This window comes from Marinomonas rhizomae (assembly GCF_024397855.1).
Lineage (GTDB): Bacteria > Pseudomonadota > Gammaproteobacteria > Pseudomonadales > Marinomonadaceae > Marinomonas > Marinomonas rhizomae_A.
Genome location: NZ_CP073343.1, coordinates 2,851,385 through 2,869,103 on the forward strand (window position 1 = coordinate 2,851,385; position 17,719 = coordinate 2,869,103).

The 17,719-nt window shown below is 41.6% G+C and carries 19 protein-coding genes; 8 read left to right on the plus strand and 11 right to left on the minus strand.

Annotation, left to right across the window (positions count from 1 at the left end; all coding sequences use genetic code 11):
* Positions 1 to 18 precede the first annotated feature (18 nt).
* Positions 19 to 363: a winged helix-turn-helix transcriptional regulator gene (locus tag KDW99_RS13475; protein ID WP_255825405.1), complete on the minus strand. Its 345-nt coding sequence runs from the start codon at positions 361 to 363 to the stop codon at positions 19 to 21.
* Between the two features lie 110 nt (positions 364 to 473).
* On the opposite strand from KDW99_RS13475, the gene KDW99_RS13480 reads away from it, so the two are divergent.
* Entirely contained in the window at positions 474 to 1,241 is a 768-nt protein-coding gene (locus KDW99_RS13480; RefSeq protein WP_255825406.1) for an SDR family NAD(P)-dependent oxidoreductase, read from the plus strand.
* A 46-nt stretch (positions 1,242 to 1,287) separates the two neighbouring features.
* A complete protein-coding gene (locus tag KDW99_RS13485; RefSeq protein ID WP_255825407.1) occupies positions 1,288 to 1,608 on the plus strand; it encodes a YdhR family protein in 321 nt (106 codons plus the stop codon).
* 684 nt (positions 1,609 to 2,292) lie between these two features.
* On the opposite strand, the gene KDW99_RS13490 is transcribed toward KDW99_RS13485, so the two are convergent.
* The 5 genes from KDW99_RS13490 to KDW99_RS13510 form a co-directional block, all read right to left on the minus strand.
* Positions 2,293 to 2,760, minus strand: coding sequence for an RDD family protein (locus KDW99_RS13490; protein ID WP_255825408.1), 468 nt, complete (start codon positions 2,758 to 2,760; stop codon positions 2,293 to 2,295).
* 106 nt (positions 2,761 to 2,866) lie between these two features.
* Positions 2,867 to 3,310: a hypothetical protein gene (locus KDW99_RS13495; RefSeq protein WP_255825409.1), complete on the minus strand. Its 444-nt coding sequence runs from the start codon at positions 3,308 to 3,310 to the stop codon at positions 2,867 to 2,869.
* Positions 3,311 to 3,401: 91 nt separating this feature from the next.
* Positions 3,402 to 3,929, minus strand: a complete 528-nt coding sequence (locus KDW99_RS13500; RefSeq protein WP_255825410.1) for a GNAT family N-acetyltransferase — start codon at positions 3,927 to 3,929, stop codon at positions 3,402 to 3,404.
* Positions 3,930 to 4,742: 813 nt separating this feature from the next.
* On the minus strand, positions 4,743 to 4,913 hold the full coding sequence (locus KDW99_RS13505) for a hypothetical protein (protein ID WP_255825411.1): 171 nt from the start codon (positions 4,911 to 4,913) through the stop codon (positions 4,743 to 4,745).
* Positions 4,914 to 5,875: 962 nt separating this feature from the next.
* On the minus strand, positions 5,876 to 6,496 hold the full coding sequence (locus tag KDW99_RS13510; protein WP_255825412.1) for a LysE family translocator: 621 nt from the start codon (positions 6,494 to 6,496) through the stop codon (positions 5,876 to 5,878).
* A gap of 370 nt (positions 6,497 to 6,866) precedes the next feature.
* Here KDW99_RS13510 and dapA point away from each other — a divergent pair, with 370 nt between their 5' ends.
* A complete protein-coding gene (dapA, locus tag KDW99_RS13515; protein WP_255825413.1) occupies positions 6,867 to 7,739 on the plus strand; it encodes a 4-hydroxy-tetrahydrodipicolinate synthase in 873 nt (290 codons plus the stop codon).
* Positions 7,740 to 7,815: 76 nt separating this feature from the next.
* On the opposite strand, the gene KDW99_RS13520 is transcribed toward dapA, so the two are convergent.
* On the minus strand, positions 7,816 to 8,055 hold the full coding sequence (locus KDW99_RS13520; RefSeq protein WP_012070611.1) for a GlsB/YeaQ/YmgE family stress response membrane protein: 240 nt from the start codon (positions 8,053 to 8,055) through the stop codon (positions 7,816 to 7,818).
* A 237-nt stretch (positions 8,056 to 8,292) separates the two neighbouring features.
* Between KDW99_RS13520 and KDW99_RS13525 the strand changes: the two genes are divergently transcribed.
* A complete protein-coding gene (locus KDW99_RS13525; RefSeq protein ID WP_255825416.1) occupies positions 8,293 to 8,976 on the plus strand; it encodes a mobilization protein in 684 nt (227 codons plus the stop codon).
* A 94-nt stretch (positions 8,977 to 9,070) separates the two neighbouring features.
* On the opposite strand, the gene KDW99_RS13530 is transcribed toward KDW99_RS13525, so the two are convergent.
* From KDW99_RS13530 to KDW99_RS13540, 3 genes are all read right to left on the minus strand, one after another.
* Positions 9,071 to 9,499, minus strand: coding sequence for a GNAT family N-acetyltransferase (locus KDW99_RS13530; RefSeq protein ID WP_239544164.1), 429 nt, complete (start codon positions 9,497 to 9,499; stop codon positions 9,071 to 9,073).
* 48 nt (positions 9,500 to 9,547) lie between these two features.
* On the minus strand, positions 9,548 to 10,411 hold the full coding sequence (locus KDW99_RS13535; protein WP_114413291.1) for an isocitrate lyase/PEP mutase family protein: 864 nt from the start codon (positions 10,409 to 10,411) through the stop codon (positions 9,548 to 9,550).
* A 435-nt stretch (positions 10,412 to 10,846) separates the two neighbouring features.
* Positions 10,847 to 12,583 (minus strand): tannase/feruloyl esterase family alpha/beta hydrolase, encoded by a 1,737-nt coding sequence (locus KDW99_RS13540; RefSeq protein ID WP_255825420.1) that lies wholly within the window; start codon positions 12,581 to 12,583, stop codon positions 10,847 to 10,849.
* Positions 12,584 to 12,926: 343 nt separating this feature from the next.
* Here KDW99_RS13540 and KDW99_RS13545 point away from each other — a divergent pair, with 343 nt between their 5' ends.
* Positions 12,927 to 14,213 carry a cation:proton antiporter gene (locus KDW99_RS13545; RefSeq protein WP_255825422.1) on the plus strand — a complete coding sequence of 429 codons (1,287 nt, stop codon included), beginning with the start codon at positions 12,927 to 12,929 and terminating at the stop codon, positions 14,211 to 14,213.
* 226 nt (positions 14,214 to 14,439) lie between these two features.
* Positions 14,440 to 15,303 (plus strand): alpha/beta fold hydrolase, encoded by an 864-nt coding sequence (locus KDW99_RS13550; RefSeq protein ID WP_255825424.1) that lies wholly within the window; start codon positions 14,440 to 14,442, stop codon positions 15,301 to 15,303.
* Positions 15,304 to 15,309: 6 nt separating this feature from the next.
* Here the strand turns inward: KDW99_RS13550 and KDW99_RS13555 are convergent, their stop codons facing one another.
* Positions 15,310 to 15,957, minus strand: coding sequence for a hypothetical protein (locus KDW99_RS13555; RefSeq protein ID WP_255825426.1), 648 nt, complete (start codon positions 15,955 to 15,957; stop codon positions 15,310 to 15,312).
* Positions 15,958 to 16,068: 111 nt separating this feature from the next.
* On the opposite strand from KDW99_RS13555, the gene KDW99_RS13560 reads away from it, so the two are divergent.
* Positions 16,069 to 16,674, plus strand: coding sequence for an MSMEG_1061 family FMN-dependent PPOX-type flavoprotein (locus KDW99_RS13560; RefSeq protein WP_255825428.1), 606 nt, complete (start codon positions 16,069 to 16,071; stop codon positions 16,672 to 16,674).
* A gap of 86 nt (positions 16,675 to 16,760) precedes the next feature.
* Complete coding sequence (locus KDW99_RS13565) at positions 16,761 to 17,672, plus strand: homocysteine S-methyltransferase family protein (protein WP_255825430.1); 912 nt, start codon at positions 16,761 to 16,763, stop codon at positions 17,670 to 17,672.
* Positions 17,673 to 17,719: the final 47 nt, after the last annotated feature.

A 17,719-nucleotide genomic window follows, 5' to 3' on the forward strand; every position in this document is an offset into this window, starting at 1 on the left:
GTTACCCGAACAACGCCACTACGCAATTTCACATTCAATCTCGTTCTGTAACTTTTCCAGCTCATCAAGAATTCGAAGAAATTTTGTGCCAAAGCGAGTCACACGATATTCCACTCTAGGTGGTACTTCATTAAAGTCAACGCGTTCCAAAATACCAAATTTTGTATTTTTTCTCAGACATTCATTAAGCACCTTAGTCGTTAATCCCTCAACACTTCGGACCATGGCCCCAGGTCGATTAATGTCATTTGCCAAAAGCTGGTAGATGGTTAATGACCATTTACAACCATAAATAGTCTCAACCATACGCGCACTTTTCTCAGGTGCAGACTTCTTTGGAAATATTTTTTCCTGTTCTTTCATAAAGATATACCAATAAGTACCTACCGCACCAAATTGTGCCTAATTTTCAATAGTCTACGGGGATTGTAATCTACTTCCACACTTTAATATTTACCTGTAGAGATAATCAAATGAAAAACATAAATAGTTCTTACGCTTTAATTCTAGGCGGCTCTAGCGGAATGGGATTTGCGACAGCAAAGCAACTACTCAAACGTGGCATTCCAACCATCATTGTAGGCAGCTCCACGACAAAACTTGCGGCTGCTAAACAGGAACTTGCTGAATTGGGGCATATTGAAACGCTGCAAGCAAACTTATACGAAACCGATGACATCCAACGCATACTGGATTTTGTCGCTAATCATGATAGCCATATAGAATATTTCGTAAATGCAGCGGGAAAATTCAAACCAACAGCATTTTTGGAACACGATCATAAGGATTACGATGCGTATCAGGAACTGAACCGTGCGGCATTCTTTATATCTCAAGCCGTCGCCAAAAACATGGCATTTAATGGCGGCGGTTCAATTGTACATATTGGCTCAATGTGGGCAAAACAAGCCATCAAAGCCACACCATCGTCGGTTTACTCAATGGCTAAAGCTGGTCTGCATGCACTCACACAACATATGGCAATGGAATTAGCTGACCAGAACATTCGCGTCAATGCGGTTTCTCCTGCAGTGGTAAAAACCCCTATTTACGAATCCTTCATTGACCCAAGTGCAATCGATGAAACACTCGCTACATTTGATGGCTTCCATCCAATTGGAAGAATTGGCACAGCCGAAGATGTCGCCAAGACAATTAACTTTCTACTAAGCAGTGATTCAAGCTGGGTAACTGGCGCTATTTGGGATGTGGATGGTGGCGTAATCGCAGGCCGAAACTAATCCCTTAATTAAGATCCCACTAAATATTTAAACTAAGGAGTCTACAATGACCCAACCAAACCGTGTTTTTCTGTACGCTGAACTTCAAGTATCAGCACTATTTACTGAAGAAGTATGGCAAGAAGCTAACCCAGCAATGCAAACTGTCACCGGGCTTCGAAATAAAACTTGGCTAAGCGGCATCAACAATCACTCCGTAGGCGGCTTCTACGAGTTCGACTCAGTACAAAACGCCCGCGCCTACGCAGAAGGCATGTTGTCCGATATAGCCAAATCAATAAACGCCAGCCTCAGCATTAAATTATTTGATGGTGACGTCGTGGCCGAGGCAAGTAAAGGCATGAAATCACCTTACTTCGACGCCTAACAGCCATAACGGTTTTCCCTTAATCCCCCTAACCTTCTCCTTTTTATTTCCAAGGGGAAGGCGGAGGATGGGGTTGTTCTTTGGTCAAACTATCGCCCAAACGTCTCATTCACATTGTTTGACGTCACGCTTAGCAGCACAACTTTTATCGTAAGGCATAGATTGGGCTTGCTGTTCGATAAAATCTTTCCGTTAATGACTCGGAAATTACATAGAGTCGCGCGATCGGGAGTGCGTCTAAGAGGATTTAACGCCGCGTTAAAGGGCTACGACAGACGTCCCAGCCGAAGGCGATTTAAACGCTTTGTTAAGGAAGGTGCGAATAAGTCTACTAAGCCTCAGTCTTTCAGAGAAATCGGCAAATAAGGCGCGACTCTGAAGGAATGTAGGTACCTTTCAAAGAGTCGCAACGACATGTGGCCTGTTATTTTTAATAGTAAGCTCTGAAATACCCGCATGCCTAAATGGATGTAGGCAATTAGGGCAATGCAGGAGCAATTGCCGAGGGCATGGCCTAAAAGCCTGTTTTCTTTGTTGAGCACCTCGAAAATAGAACCACTATTCACATTCGGCACTCGCCTCGAACAACAGGCTTTTATCCACATGCTGATTCCTACATGGATGTAGGTTATTAGGGTAATGCAGGAGCAATTACCGAGACAAGAGGACTTGTTCGCACCTTCCTTAACTCTTGACAACTTTAGTGCCTGCTATTTTGTCATGAAGGCATCGCTTCTCTTTGCCAAAAATAAAACAAAGATTAATAAGGTTGACGAAACTTCCAATATAAGGAATGTAAGGAAATCCAAAGTACGGAATATAACGCCTTACAAGTAACTCTTTAATGTCTGGTTTCGTTCCATCTAATTTAACTATTCGGATACCATTAAATTTTTTACCTATAGTTTGCCCGTTAGTATGTAATAATTTTCCATTAACCAAAAAATAAAGAGCAAAACCAACTATAGCAAGAACTATCGTTATATTCAGGGGAGGTGTAACTTCACCAAAATTTTCAAAATACCCCATAAAGTAAGCTAAAGGTATAATGACAACCGTAATAATAAGTGCATCTATTAAAGCCGCACCAAGTCTTTCTCCTCTAGTTGCATTTTCAAATTCAGTTGGTATTTCATTAATATTATCTTCCATGTGTACTCCATAATTTATTGTATTGAGAGTTAACGCTTTTGTTTAGCGGCACCCCGACAGGGGCGACCGGTGGAGGTCGTAAGCCGGAACAAACTACAACAACTTGTTACATGCTATCTCTTTGATAGGCCAAGAAGTGATTTGCTTCTTCTCGTATAGATATTGGGAACGCAGGGGTAGCACCAATTTCCTCGAGTATTTCCAGGACGAGCCTACCATCAATTTTTTGGATGCCACCGTTTAGCATTCGATTGAGCATAAGTACGCCCATCTCGTGAGGCCTACTTAATACAGAAGCAGCCAGATCAGATTCGTAACCTTCCAAAGACTCTAGCCCATGAACAATCGACCAAAATGCACCATAGCCATCATGATCCTGATTACGCTCTAACACCCCAAGCAAAGGTTTGACGACTCTTCGATCATTGAGCGTGCAGGCTTCATCTATCAACTCATCCAAAGACTCCCATTCACCGTTGACCGTTGACCGTTGACCGTTGACCGGCACATACTCGTCGATATCTTTAATGATCGCTTCGATGCTTCTCATGATTCCTTCATGTAACGCCTAATTAACAGGCAAACAATAGTTGGTTAAAATTATCGACGAAGGAGCAAAAAACAACTGTTTTTTGTTCTTGTTATATTTCACTGTACTCGGACTGAATTAACCCAAAGCATTTAAGGTCATGAAACTGTTTTTTCCAGTAACCACTTTGGCGTCTTACGCCTTCCTCTTTGAAACCAACCTTTAGAAGCAGTGATTCAGATGCTAAGTTCCCTGGAACGGTATCACCTTGAATACGATTAAGTTTACCGCAAGGTAATTCACCTAAAAAGGCTGCTTTAACTATTCGATGGACTGCTTCAGTGGTCAAACCCATGCCCCAATACTTTGGCAATAAATCATATCCAAGTACGGCATTTTTCATTTTGGAACTCCAAGTATTAAAGCCACAAGTTCCGATAAATTGATCTGTTTCTTTTAGGCGAATAGCCCAACGAATACCAGTGTTGTCGTTAAAGCGAGAGTTAAAGAACTCTATTAAGTTACTCGCTTGTGATAGTTCAGTGAAAGCTTCCAAATCATAATATTCGACAACTGAATTGTCCGAGAACAACTCAAATAAGCTAGTTGAGTCTTCTTTAGATAATTTATCTAACCTCAAGCGATTTGTCTCTAAAACTGGAAATGACAACCTGAATCCTCCGTGAAATATAACGCCTAAATAACAGGCTAAGTAATGGTTGGCTAAAATTGTGTAGCGAAGCGAAACGTAGCCAACTGTTACGTGTCCTTGTTGATTTTCTTGTTATGTGACTTATTCGCGAAACTTATACATTGTTGGCATTAATCTGACATATAAATTTTTATCACAACCATCACACTTCAAATCATGACACTCCTCTACTCTCATATTCCTAAATAAATTTTTAGGTAAAAGAGAAGTCGTACTACAAATATCACAAGGTATTTCATATACATTCCGGGAGTAGAAAATCTCCCCCTCGCTTATAGAAATTAAGTAACTTTCAATGCACGAATTGCAGTGAACTATTTTTCCCTCATGTAATACAGAAACTTTTCGGGTTATTAAAGAATTACATGTTAAACATTGAAACTTGTACTCTGGTCCGATCCCTCCCAATACGAGATTACCGCAGCTAACAGCTCTTAGTTGAACAAGGGCTTCCCCTAATTTTCGTTTAATAATTGTAGCGTCACCATATGTCTGAATTGTTTGGTTTTTTGGCACAGAGACATGAAGGGCTAAATTAGATAAAGCTTGATAATATCTAGCTAGTTTATTTATATTTAACTCTGACTGCATACCAAGCTTAACATATGACTTTGCCTTAAATTCCTCTAAGGTTGGCTTAGAATCAGTCTCTTTATTAGGCTCAGGTGAAATTGAAAGAGTTAACTCTTCAGTCGCGTTTGGATTTTCTTCCGCTAAGATTTGGCGAATTACCTTCTTAGGTTACCAATCCACATCATTTTTAGACATTTTTCCTATTGATACTTTTAATCTTTCGTAACAAATTAACTCGATTGCTAGTCTACACTCAAGAGCTGCGTAGACTAAACTTTGAGGTGTATCATCCAAAATTAATTTATCAATTATTTTGATTTTTTCTTTTAAATTCTGCATAACAACGCCACTAAAATGAGAGGGTTCTGTAGTCACATAACAATTAAGGGTTATACGGCAGCGTAGCTGCGGCTATAACCCACTGTTGAACGGCTGCGTTGTATATATAGGGGATTTGCTTTTTTCGTGGTAGGACTTCCCTGTTATATAACTCGCTAAATACCAACACATGTTTAGACTATGCCGTTTAAGATCGTCTTTGATCGCCACTATGTTGGTTCTTTGTTTGCTCTTTTGTAGCGCGATTTGACCCACGAGGCAAGCGATTCCCTCAGGCCTTATGATCTGATCTGTTTTTATACACCGATCTCACCGTGTGCTAACGCTAACTGCATTGTCCCATGACGGTATGATACGAAGCACTTTTTAAAGCGTCATAACTAATCCTCCATTGTTGAGTGGAAGATTAAATGTGACTCTAACTGAGGAAATTGGGGGAAACTGAGAAAAGACCCGCGAAGCGGCTTAGTTCAACATTTTGTTAATGCGCATGCGCGTTTAGACAATTTCACAACTCTCTATTCACGCCAGTAAGTCACTGATTTAAGTGCCCTAATAACTGATACCAACAGAAGCGAAAACTGGAAAAACAAGCATGCGTGTTATTTCATTTATCCACAGCCTGTTATTTCTGCTCTATAAATCCTTATTCATTGATATTAGGAGACTTTCTTCCTTACCGCCAGCACAAAACGCGCACAACTGGTTTATTTAAAATGGCTAAACGCGCAAAAATGCGTTCATCTCAAAAATAGACTGTATATCCACCCATGAATTGTGTTTTACTTTCACGCCAAAAGAAATCAGTTCGACGCGACGAAGTTTCGCGGTTTTATGGCGTTTCAGAATCATTGTTTGGAGACCTATCTCCCACCAAATAAACAATCCATAACCTGACGGTAAAAAACGTCTTGCTAAACGTATTTCCAAACAATGTGAATGATATGTTTGCTAATTCATGCCTAGGCAAAGGCATCGATCACCACTTTTAGACCAAGCAATATCAAAATACTCCCCATGCTTCTATCTACCCAAACAGTATGACGACGTAACCAAGAAAGCACAGGCCCACCAGCCAAAAGCAGAGCCACAATGACATACCATCCAGTATCAATGACTACCACGGTTGCCCATAATTGGAACTTGATTAAGGTATTTATTTCAGCAGGAATAAGCTGACTAAACAAAGCTAAGAAAAACAGAGCCGCCTTTGGGTTCATCAAAGAAATCATCATGCCATCACGAGCGGACTCCCAATAGGAAGACTTTTGACCTTCGACCTTAATGTCTTGACCTTTACCAGCGTAACGCCATGCTTTAAAGCCTAACCAAGCAAGGTAAATCCCACCTAAAACGGTTAATACAGAAAATATGGTTTGGTGTTTTGACATCAATATAGCAAGGCCTTGCAGTGTCAAAAATGCCCAGAAGCCGATTCCTAAACCATGTGTTATGGCAGCTAACACTCCATGCAAAGGAGATTGAGAAACTGATACACGTAAAATAACCGCAAGACTCGGCCCCGGAGAAATTGCCCCCATGACACAAACTGCAACCAAAGAAAGCCAAGTCGTAAGATCCATATAGTTTCTCTTATTAGAATGATTAAAAGCGCATTAAATTGCGCCAATATTTTATCCAATCTAACGCAAAAAAACGAACATCCTAGAGGCGAAAATAGATCGAACAAAAAACGCCTTCGCGTATTGACCTTTTTTAGAAAAAACGTCAGCATAGAAAAACTAAATATTTATAAAACTGAACAAAGATTTTCTATTACTCTATGAATAACAACATCTTAAATAAACGCAACGGTGATAAACGTAAGGCTAAGAAGCTTTGCGGCGCTGACGTGTGGAATTAAGATTTAAACAACTCCCCGGCAGCATTCTCGCTGACGGGTTTATCTCTCTTTATCAGCAGAATGTATACCGGCCTAAATGAGGCAAAAGTATGTTCTACGGCGCAATCACAGCACTTATCACCCCTTTTCGTAACGGCCAATTAGACGAAGAGGCATTACGTAACATCGTTCGCTGGCAAATTGATCAAGGCATCAATGGCTTAGTGCCTGTTGGGACAACGGGTGAATCCCCTACGTTAAGCGAACATGAACACAAACGTGTTATTGAAATTACCGTTCAAGAAACAAATAAAGCCGTCCCTGTTCTTGCTGGGGCTGGTTCTAACAACCCTGTTGAAGCGGTAAACTATTCTGAATTCGCTTATCAAGCTGGCGCTGATGCCACTTTACATGTAGCCGGTTATTACAATCGCCCCAATCAAACAGGTTTGTATGAGCACTTCAAATATGTACATGACAACAGCAAACTCCCCATAATTCTTTACAACATTCCACCACGCGCTGTTGTTGGCTTAGAGGTCGCAACCTTATCTCGCCTTGCTGAATTACCAAGAATCATTGGCGTAAAAGACGCAACAGGTGATCTAACTCGACCTATTCGCGAGCGAGCACTAATAAATAAACCATTTAGCTTTCTAAGCGGAGACGATGTAAGCACTGTCGCTTATAACGTCGGTGGTGGTATTGGCTGTATTTCGGTGACATCAAACGTAGCACCGAAAAAAATTGTCGAACTACAGCACTTATGCCGTGAAGGCAATTATGTTGAAGCAGCACAATTACAGGATAAATTATTTGCCCTACATAGCGCTTTGTTTATCGAACCTAACCCAGCTGGTCCAAAATACGCAATGTCATTATTAGGTCTTTGTACTGAAGAATGTCGTTTACCAATGGTGCCATTGCAAGACAGCACCAAAGCCACTATACGCCGAATCATGGAAGAACTAGAACTTATCTAAGCTTGACCATTAAACTATTGCTCATAAAAAAGCCCGCATTTAAAAACGGGCTGATTTATGAGAAACCGTCTTCAAACTAGGATTTAGCAAGCCGCACAACATAGAGAAGAATAATCGCCCCGACCGTTGCCGTAACAAGAGAACCTAAGAAACTACCAGAGTACAAACCGAGCAATTGAAATGTGAATCCGCCGACAAAAGAACCAACAACACCAATAACGATATTACCAATCAAGCCAAAGCCGCCACCTTTAACCAGCTGACCTGCTAACCAGCCCGCCAAGGCACCAATAAATAAAAAAGCTAAGATCTCCATAAAATGATCCTTATATTATGTAATTTACAATCATTCAGACTAGCACCTATTTGATTAAGTACCTAGAAAAGCAGCCTAATCCCCTTTACTACTAACCCATTTATTCTTTTTTCTGTTACTTTGTAATGAAAGTGCAAAACCTTTTCAGGCAATATTGTTAGCATGCATTTCCAACCAACCATGCTTTCAGTAAATCCTTTAACCATGATCAAGTTAAGATTCAATGAGGAAATTTAAATGGGTAAGGTACATTTTGTCGGTGGTGAAAAAGGCGGTGTAGGAAAATCTATGACCGCGCGCGTCTTAGCACAATTCTATATTGATAATGATCAACCGTTTTTAGGTTTTGACTGTGATGCATCTCACGGAACTTTTTCACGCTTTTACAATGAGTTTGCTTCACCTATCGTGATTGGCGAGGAAGACAGCTTAGATGGCATGCTAGCCGCCGTTGAAGAATATCCAGATCGTGACTTAATCATTGATCTTGCTGCTCAAGCGTCTCAGCCATTGGGAAAATGGATTGAAGAAACCGACGTATTTGGCCTGTTAGACGAAATGGGATATCAGGTCTGTCTTTGGCACGTTATGGATGATGGCGCTGACTCTGTGGCGCTACTGGATGATTTACTTGACCGTTATACTCAACCCTCAGTTGATTTTGTGGTCGTACAAAACTTAGGTCGTGGTACTGATTTTTCTCGTTTTCAAAAATCTGACACCTATAAAAAAGCCGTGAGCCGCGAAGCCTTGATCATTGAACTGCCAAAACTACAAAGTAAGTTGACTCAAAAGATTGATTTTAACAACAGCAGTTTTTGGGCTGTGGCGAATGATAAAGGCATAATGAATATTGCCGAGCGTCAACGCATGAAAGTCTGGCTACGCAATACTTATGAGCAACTCGCCCAGCTTGGTTAATCGCCATATTAACAGGTAAAAAATATGAAAAAGCCAACATGATGTTGGCCCTTTACGTTTTAATAATGCGATAGAAGAACAGGCACTTTACGATTTATACATTTAACTCAGAGGAAGAGTTGAACGAAAACATTCGCACTTCGTCTCTTGCAAACCACCCCATTGACTCATAAAAAGTTTGGGCTGCCTTATTGTCTGCATGAACAAACAAATGTGTTTTGGCGATACCTTGCTTCGCAAGTCCATCAATTACTGCGTTGACCAATTGTTTCCCTAGCCCTTCTCCACGAGAAGCTGCATTAACAGCCAAATGTTGCAAATAACCTCGACGTCCATCAGTGCCCGCCAATACCGCTCCGACCAGCAAACCTTGCTTTTCTACTACAAAGCTTAGTCCTGGATTTTTCTTTAAATAAAGAGTGATGTTTTCTTCAGAATCGGCACCACGCAAGCTCATGGACTCAGTATTTCCCCACAAAGCCGTCACTTGATCATAATCGGAAATTAGCATCTTACGCAGCACTAACAACTCCTTCGCCTTAGCATTCTGTACATTGAACAGATTTCTGAATTATTCCTGAACATCCATATACTTGTTTGCCCAAACGCGGTTTTCTTCCAAAGTGGAATAACGCGTAGACAACTCAGAAGCGTTCAAAGTGCCTTCAGCAATACCTCGTTGCTCACGCAAACAATCGTATGTCGCTTTGATCGCAGCAAAGTAGGCTGCGTGCCCATTAACAACAATACGCACACCATTCGCAGCAAGGCGTTCACGATCACGCAATTCTGGATTATCGTAAGCCACAAGCATGATTGGAATAGTAATATGCTGACTTATCTCTTCTAGATGAGCAAAGTCACGAATACCAACCATGCAAATACCATCAACCCCAACAGCTTGGTAAGCCTTAACTCGGGAAATGGTTTCTTCGGTCGATAATTGACCCGCATTAGTACGAGCAATAATGCTCATAATAGGATCAATACGCGCCTCTAAAGCCGCTTTCAATTTACCTACAGCCTCTTCAACTGGAATCAAATCAGTAGATTTATGACCGTACTTTGCTGGCAATAAAGTATCTTCTATCGTTAATGCTGCAACACCAGCACGTTCAAGCTCAACAATGGTACGCATGACATTCAATGCATTACCGTAACCGTGGTCGGCATCAGCAATAATAGGTAAACGCGCCACACGACCAATTCGAGTCGCTTGCTCAGTAAATTCACTTAAAGTAATCAAAGCAAAATCTGGTGCAGCCAATACCTGCAAAGATGCAACAGAGCCACCTAAAATCCCGACTTCAAAGCCAAGATCTGCAGCAATACGAGCCGACATAGGATCGAATGTAGAAGCAGTGTAATAACATTTACCGCTTGCTAATAATGCTCGAAAATCATTACGCAAATCGTGCTGGGAAGGTGTTGCCATGAATATACTCCTAAAAGACGTCACTAAATTTCATATTGGGACATTTTCACGATGTTACGAGCGAAGCCAAGACGAGGCAAAAATAAACGAGAAAGCGGATTTTATTGGGTATAAATGAGCATTTCGAGTTTGTTTTTAACAAAGTATTGACAAGCGTAGTAGTCGTGCAAAGATCTCATATAGTGTAAATGCCGCGGATTATACTCCCCTTGAGGGCTCGCTTCATCTAATTCAGACCAATTGGTTATGTTTTGTAAGTAAACAACGACCTATAAAAGCGGAAAACATTAAGAAATGAAGGAGATTTACAAACTATGAAAAAATCGGGGATATTATTCAAATCACTTTAAAACGGCACATTAGCTATTAAAAATTGAGGGCAACAAAAAGGCTTATCTATTTTCATAGGCAAGCCTTTTTGTAGCGGCCAAAACATTACATGCTTTGAGGAACCTCACAAGCAAAGCTTTTCGCACTTTCTACATCACCTTTGCCGTCATAGGTTGCGACACTAGGATAAGGGCAAAGTGGTCTAGTACGGTTGGCACTCCATGAGGCTGGTAGTTCATCATTGACGCCACCTGGGTTACCTTCCCCTCGTGCAGTCGCAATCACTTGTTCAGGCTTCTGACCTTTTTCAACCCAAGCGACCAAAGGCATCAACATATCAAACTGATCCGTTGCTTGCCCGCCGCGGCAATGTCCCATACCAGGCACTGGGTAAAACTGGGCGAAATCGTCAGCATGACCTCCATTGGCTGAATTTAATGCGTTATACCAAGATTCCGTATCCTGCACAGAAAAAATGCCATCAGACACTCCGTGGTACACCATAATCTTGCCGCCATTATCTCGCAAGGTAGACATGTTTTCTGGCGTAGGCGGTGCCATAAATGACATAGCGGATTCTTTATACCCCCCAGACACAGCATTCACTCCAGCAACCAAATCATCAATATTGGACGGCCAAACAAAGTCAGCGCCATTGAAATTGCGGATACTATAATCTTTAAGATCAACAGGCGGTGTATTAAAAATCATTGCTACGGCACCAGAATCTCGCTGTAAAGGAGCTGAGTATTCCCACATCATGTGGTCTTTATCATTAATCCCCGCATCATAGGGAAAAGAAGAGTAAAAACGTGTGCCATCGCTCGTTGTGACGCCTTTATATATGGTATCCACAGCGTCTTTTTGCGGTTGAGTAAGACAAGTACCATCGCGGTCTGCCTTACAAGTAGCCACATCGGTTTGAATACTAAAAGCTGTCTGACAAGACTTAAAATCTTGAATCATGCCATCTTTAATACCATCAAGCGCGTCACATTTTGCCAGTATAGCCTTCGAAACGGTTGTACGTTCTGCCAAGGTAAAAGCCGTTTTCAAATCCTTTTTATCCGTATTAGGGACTGACGCATACACTTGAGCACCGGCAATGCTTGCCACCGCCGCAAGCGGTAAACGATAACCAGGAGCACCGACTAAAATACCATCGTAATCATTGGCATATCGGGTCGCCGCCACCATGGCATGACGACCGCCATTAGAGCAGCCTGCAAAATAGCTACGATCAGGGCCTTTGCCATAAACTTGCTGTATCACTGTTTTTGCCATTGGCGTTAATTTAGCAACGGCCTGATAACCATAATCCAGTCTTGCTTGCGGATCATAACCAAAGGTTGGAAGCCCCTTGCCATGACCTGCATCAGAACTAATCACTGCAAAACCTTGTAATAGTGCACCAGTAAGAGGCCCACCGCCTAGTGCTCCCTCAGCCGTTTTGACGGCACCATCCAAACCACCATTGGCTTGATAGTAAAAACGACCATTCCATTTTTTAGGTAAACGCAACTCAAAGCCAATGGCATAAGGCTTTCCATCTACCTCGCCAATTCGCTCATGCATCTTGCCCCTGACCAAACAATGCTCTTCAACCTCATTATCACCTAATTTCAACACGCCCTTGGCGACGGTTTCAACCGAGTCAATCACAGTATTGTTTGCCGTTAATAGAGCTGAAAATCCCTCACAACTCTTAGCTAGAACAGAAGATTTGGCTTCACTCAATTGTGGAATTGCCGCAACAGTAGCGGCATTTGCTAAGCTACTAAAAGCAATACAACTACCAATGGCTAAGTTAAGCAAACTAGGTTTGTATAAGAATGGGCGCATTATCGATTCCCTTATTTTGTTTTTATTAATAATTGTTATCCATAACAACAGAATAAAAGAGATAAACAAAGAAGAAGAATAATTTTTTCGCTCAGACTATTCGAAAAATGCACAGCAATACGCCAAATAGTTGTAATTTTCCTACATAAAAGCCAAAATCGCGAAAAGGCACTCTTTTCTGAAAGAAACTTTCTTGTTTTTTTTAAAAATCTGCACTTTAGGGCTGTTTTTTGTACAGTGAAACAGTGACAGAGGCAAATTCTAGGGATAACATACTGTCCCAGCATCCCCCATGCACCCTTTTATGACTCTCACTCTTACTGATAAATGTTAAGGTTCTCGAATGAACGCTTGGTATCTCATCTGTTTTCTTTCGGCATTAGCGGTTTTTATCGCTTTTACCAATCAATACATACTAAAAATGCAAACTACGATCGCCATCACAACAGGTTCTGTCGTAATTTCATTACTTCTGATTCTTGCTGTGAAAATGCTTGGCGATGAAACCGCGCTTTTCATTACTCAAGTTGTTTCCGGTATAGACTTTAATCAGCTTTTGTTAAAAGGCATGCTAGGCTTTTTATTGTTTGCAGGCGCATTAGAAATCGACCTTGCGGCATTAAGAAGGCAGCGCTGGGAGATCACCATATTGGTGTTATTTTCCACACTCGTTTCCACCTTCATAGTCGGCTATTTAAGTTACTATGTATTGGCTCTCCTCAACTTCCCCGTTCCCTTTATCTACTGTCTACTATTTGGCGCTTTGATTAGCCCTACCGACCCGATTGCAGTATTGGCGATTATCAAACAAATGAATGCGCCTCAGGGCATCTCTATCCAGGTAGAAGGAGAGTCTTTGTTTAACGATGGTGTGGGTTTGGTTATTTTCACGACCATTTTCGCCGTCGCTTTTTATGGCACCGAAGCCAACTTCCAAGAAGTCGCTGAACTATTTTTAGTAGACGCTATTGGTGGCATCGTATTTGGTCTTGTTATCGCTCTAGTTGGTCACTTTGTTATCATCAATTGCAAAGACATCAATACTCGCTTATTAGTCACTTTAACCATTCCTTCCGCTGGCTTTGCGCTGGCGAATATCTGGGAAATTTCAGGGGCACTTGCGATGGTAACCAGCGGTATACTTCTTGGTAACATCACGCGAGCAACGGCGTCAAAAAGACGTGGCCCTGACGGGACTCGCTATGTAAAAGATTTTTGGCATGCGACTGACAGCTTCTTAAACGCCTTACTTTTCCTAATCATTGGTATGCTGATTGTCACCATGCCATTAACGTGGGAAATAATTGGTTTAGGCTTGGTTATGGTGCCTGTTGTTTTACTGGCTCGCTTTATCAGTGTCGGCACCCCTTACCTAATTTTCAAACGCTACCGCGAATATGATAAGCATTCCGTTAAAATACTCACTTGGGGCGGTTTACGAGGCGGGTTAGCACTTGCTATGGCTGCTGCTATTCCAACCAATAAAATGATGATTGAAGGCCTAGATTTACACGACATTATCGTCATTATTACTTATGTTGTGGTTATCTTCTCCATCATTGTGCAAGGCCTCACTATTTCGCCTCTGATTCAAAAGAGCATTGAAGCGGCAAAGAACAAAGCGAAATAATCACTCGCTTCATTCACTCTAAATCGCTTTAGAGCGATCCATTAGTAGAATGTAAAACGCCAACATCACGTTGGCGTTTTTTTTGCTACGGTCAACGCGGCAAACATTCCTACCATAAACTTGCTGTAGATCATAAAAACCTTCAAGTAAGTATTATAAAATAGCGTTATACCTATGCGAAATAGTAGACAGGACTGAACTCAAATAAAGGAAGGAACACTTTATAATGCTGAAAACACTGCAAACAGAACACCTGTCAGCAGACATTATGCTCCGCAATAACATCAAACTAGTTGGCAAAGGCGAAAAGACGATTATTTTGGCGCACGGTTTTGGCTGCAATCAAAACATGTGGCGTTTTATGCTGCCGTTTCTTGAAAAAACACACAAAATACTACTATTTGATTATGTCGGTAGCGGCAATTCTGACTTTTCTGCTTATGAAAAAAATCGCTATCAGCAGCTAGAAGGCTATGCTTTAGACATCATTGAAATATGCGACACTTTAGAATTGAAAGACGCTATTTTTGTCGGCCACTCTGTCAGCAGCACTATAGGCTGGATAGTTGCCAAACAACGCCCTGAGCTTTTTTCAAAGTTGGTAGCGGTTTGCCCTTCACCTTGTTTCTTAAACATAGACGAAGAGTACCAAGGCGGCTTTGAGAGACAAGATTTGGAAAACCTAATCCAGTTAATGGATAAAGATTATATTGGCTGGGGAAACTATCTAGCGCCAATAGTAATGGGTAACGACTTGTCCCCTATTGGCCCTGGCATGTCGGAAAATGATGCATTAGTACATGAGTTACTTAGCAGTTTTTGTTCTACTGATGTGACCTACTCAAAACCCTTTGCACAAGCGACTTTCTTCTCTGATTATCGGTCATTATTGCCGAGCATCTCTCATCCGTGCCTTATTTTACAAAGTTCAAACGATACCTTAGTCGCTAAAAGCGTAGGCGAATACACTCAAAAGAAATTGAAAAATGCCAAGCTGGAAGTCATAGAGGGAAATGGACATTGTTTACACATGACTCATCCTCAGCATGTTCTAAACGCTATGGATACTTTCTTACAAGAAAACGAATAGAAACCGCTACTCTCGATGTACTGAATAGATAGCGCCATTTTCATAAAATTTAAGCACCTCTCGAATGTTAAATGGCGTTACTTCATCCACATAATAAAATGCTTCTTTGGCCTTACCATTATGTAGGTCTTTTCTTACCCCACTTTTGCCGTCATAAGCATGAGTGCTACTTTGCACTTCTACAACATTAAGATTTACGGAGACAACCACCATGGTGCCGTATTTATAAACGGGATCTTCGTTTTTAAAAATTTTAGCAAAATCTACCCCATAGATATCATTAACCTTTGGCTTGGCAAGATATGCCAGCGTCTTATTTTCTTGCTCAGCATTAAAATAATCAACGCCTAAGAAAATGCAGGGAACAATGACAGCCCATACCTCAACAGGCAAAAATAACAGGGTGTGTGCCGGTGACCGAGTTTTTTTGCCTGTTTCAGAATCAATCTGAATAATGCGATCGCGACTATTTAACAGATAACCAATAACGCCCACTAAGCAAGCAACGGCCACTAAAGCCGACACTTTTACCCAACGATTATCGCTATAAAATCCCTCTCCCATAAAGTAATCAACGACTCGTTGAATATCCACAAAAAAGGCAATGAAAATAACAGGGGCAATCCAGCCTCGTCCTTTCCAAATTGATAACATATTCACTTCCTATATATTATGTCTATTATTCATTAAATTTTAATTTCCTTTAAAACACAAGCACCCCCCAAAAACAGTCAAAATATGACACCCAAAAATAAGGATATTGCTATGTACATAGAGTCTGAAGAGGAACTAAGAGAAATATTTGGCCTCCCTAAAGGGCGAGCAAAAGACAAGCTTCTGACTAAGCTAGAAAAGCATTCAACCGCCTTTATTCGTTTATCTCCATTCTTCACCCTAGCGAGTTACAACGCAGAAGGCAAAGCTGACAGCTCTCCTCGAGGGGGCAAACCAGGCTTTGTAAAAGTCATCAATGAGCAATGCATTGTCATACCAGAATCCAAAGGCAACAATCGTTTGGATAGCTTAGTGAATTTATTGGCAACCAACAGTATTGGTTGTCTATTTTTAATTCCCGGCGTCGATGAAACCTTACGCATCAACGGAACGGCGCGCATAAGCACAGCGCCAGACTATTTGGCATTATTTTCAGAAGAACAAAATCCACCCAAAGCCTGTATTGAAGTACAAATTACTGAAGTCTTTCTACACTGCGCAAAAGCGTTAATGCGTTCTAAGCTTTGGTCTAGTGAGGCAATAATCGAACGATCCTCCCTACCCGCAATGGGCGTCATGATTAATGACCAATTAGGTATTAACGCAGAGCCTGAAACGAACGCCGATATGCTCAAACGCTATACGAAAGACCTATAGTGTCACTTGGATAATTGGTGTGCCCATTGAATACTTTAAAAATCCGTCTAAAATCGCGCATACACTAAAATACTGTAGGATTTTATATGACCTCATTTACCATTCTTGATGGCGGCATGGGCCGAGAACTTGCACGCCGCGGCGCTCCATTTAAACAACCAGAATGGTCTGCATTGGCGATGATGGAAGCACCAAACATTGTAAAAGAAATACATCAGTCTTACATTGCTAGTGGCTCACGCGTCATCACAACCAATAGTTATTCCCTAGTTCCTTTTCACATTGGCGAAGACGTCTTTAAAGAGCAAGGGCGAACACTTGCCGTACTTTCAGGAAAAGTGGCTCGTGAAGCCGCTGACGAAAGCGGCACAGGTACAAAAGTCGCGGGGTCTCTTGCTCCGCTGTTCGGTTCATACCGTGCAGATCTATATCAAGCCGATCGTGTTGAAGAGCTGGCTGTTCCGCTTATTGAGTCACTCAACCCTTATGTGGATCTTTGGTTATCAGAAACCCAAAGCCTTATCGATGAAGTTACGCGTGTAAAAGCCCTTGTCGATAAAATTGATACCGATCAAAAACCGTTCTGGGTCTCTTTTACCCTTGAAGATTCAGAGCCAACCGCAGAGCCTTTATTGCGGTCTGGCGAAACGGTGGTTGAGGCGGTCAACGCCATGCAAGCCATCGGCGTCGATGCGATACTGTTTAATTGCAGCCAACCTGAAATTATCGGCGAAGCGATTCGACTCACCCAAGAAGTATTGTCATCATTGAAGGTTAGCAATATCCAAGTCGGCGCTTACGCCAACGCTTTCCCACCACAACCTAAAAATGCCACAGCAAACGATGGTCTTGATGAACTACGTGCAGATTTAACACCACCAGCTTACCTCGCATGGGTTAAACAATGGGTGGCAGATGGCGCCACGTTAATTGGCGGTTGTTGCGGTATTGGACCAGAACATATTGCTGCCATGAATGAGTTCAATCAATCTCACTAAGAATCAATTGGCTGGGATTAAAAAAGGGACCGCGAATAGATCCGCCG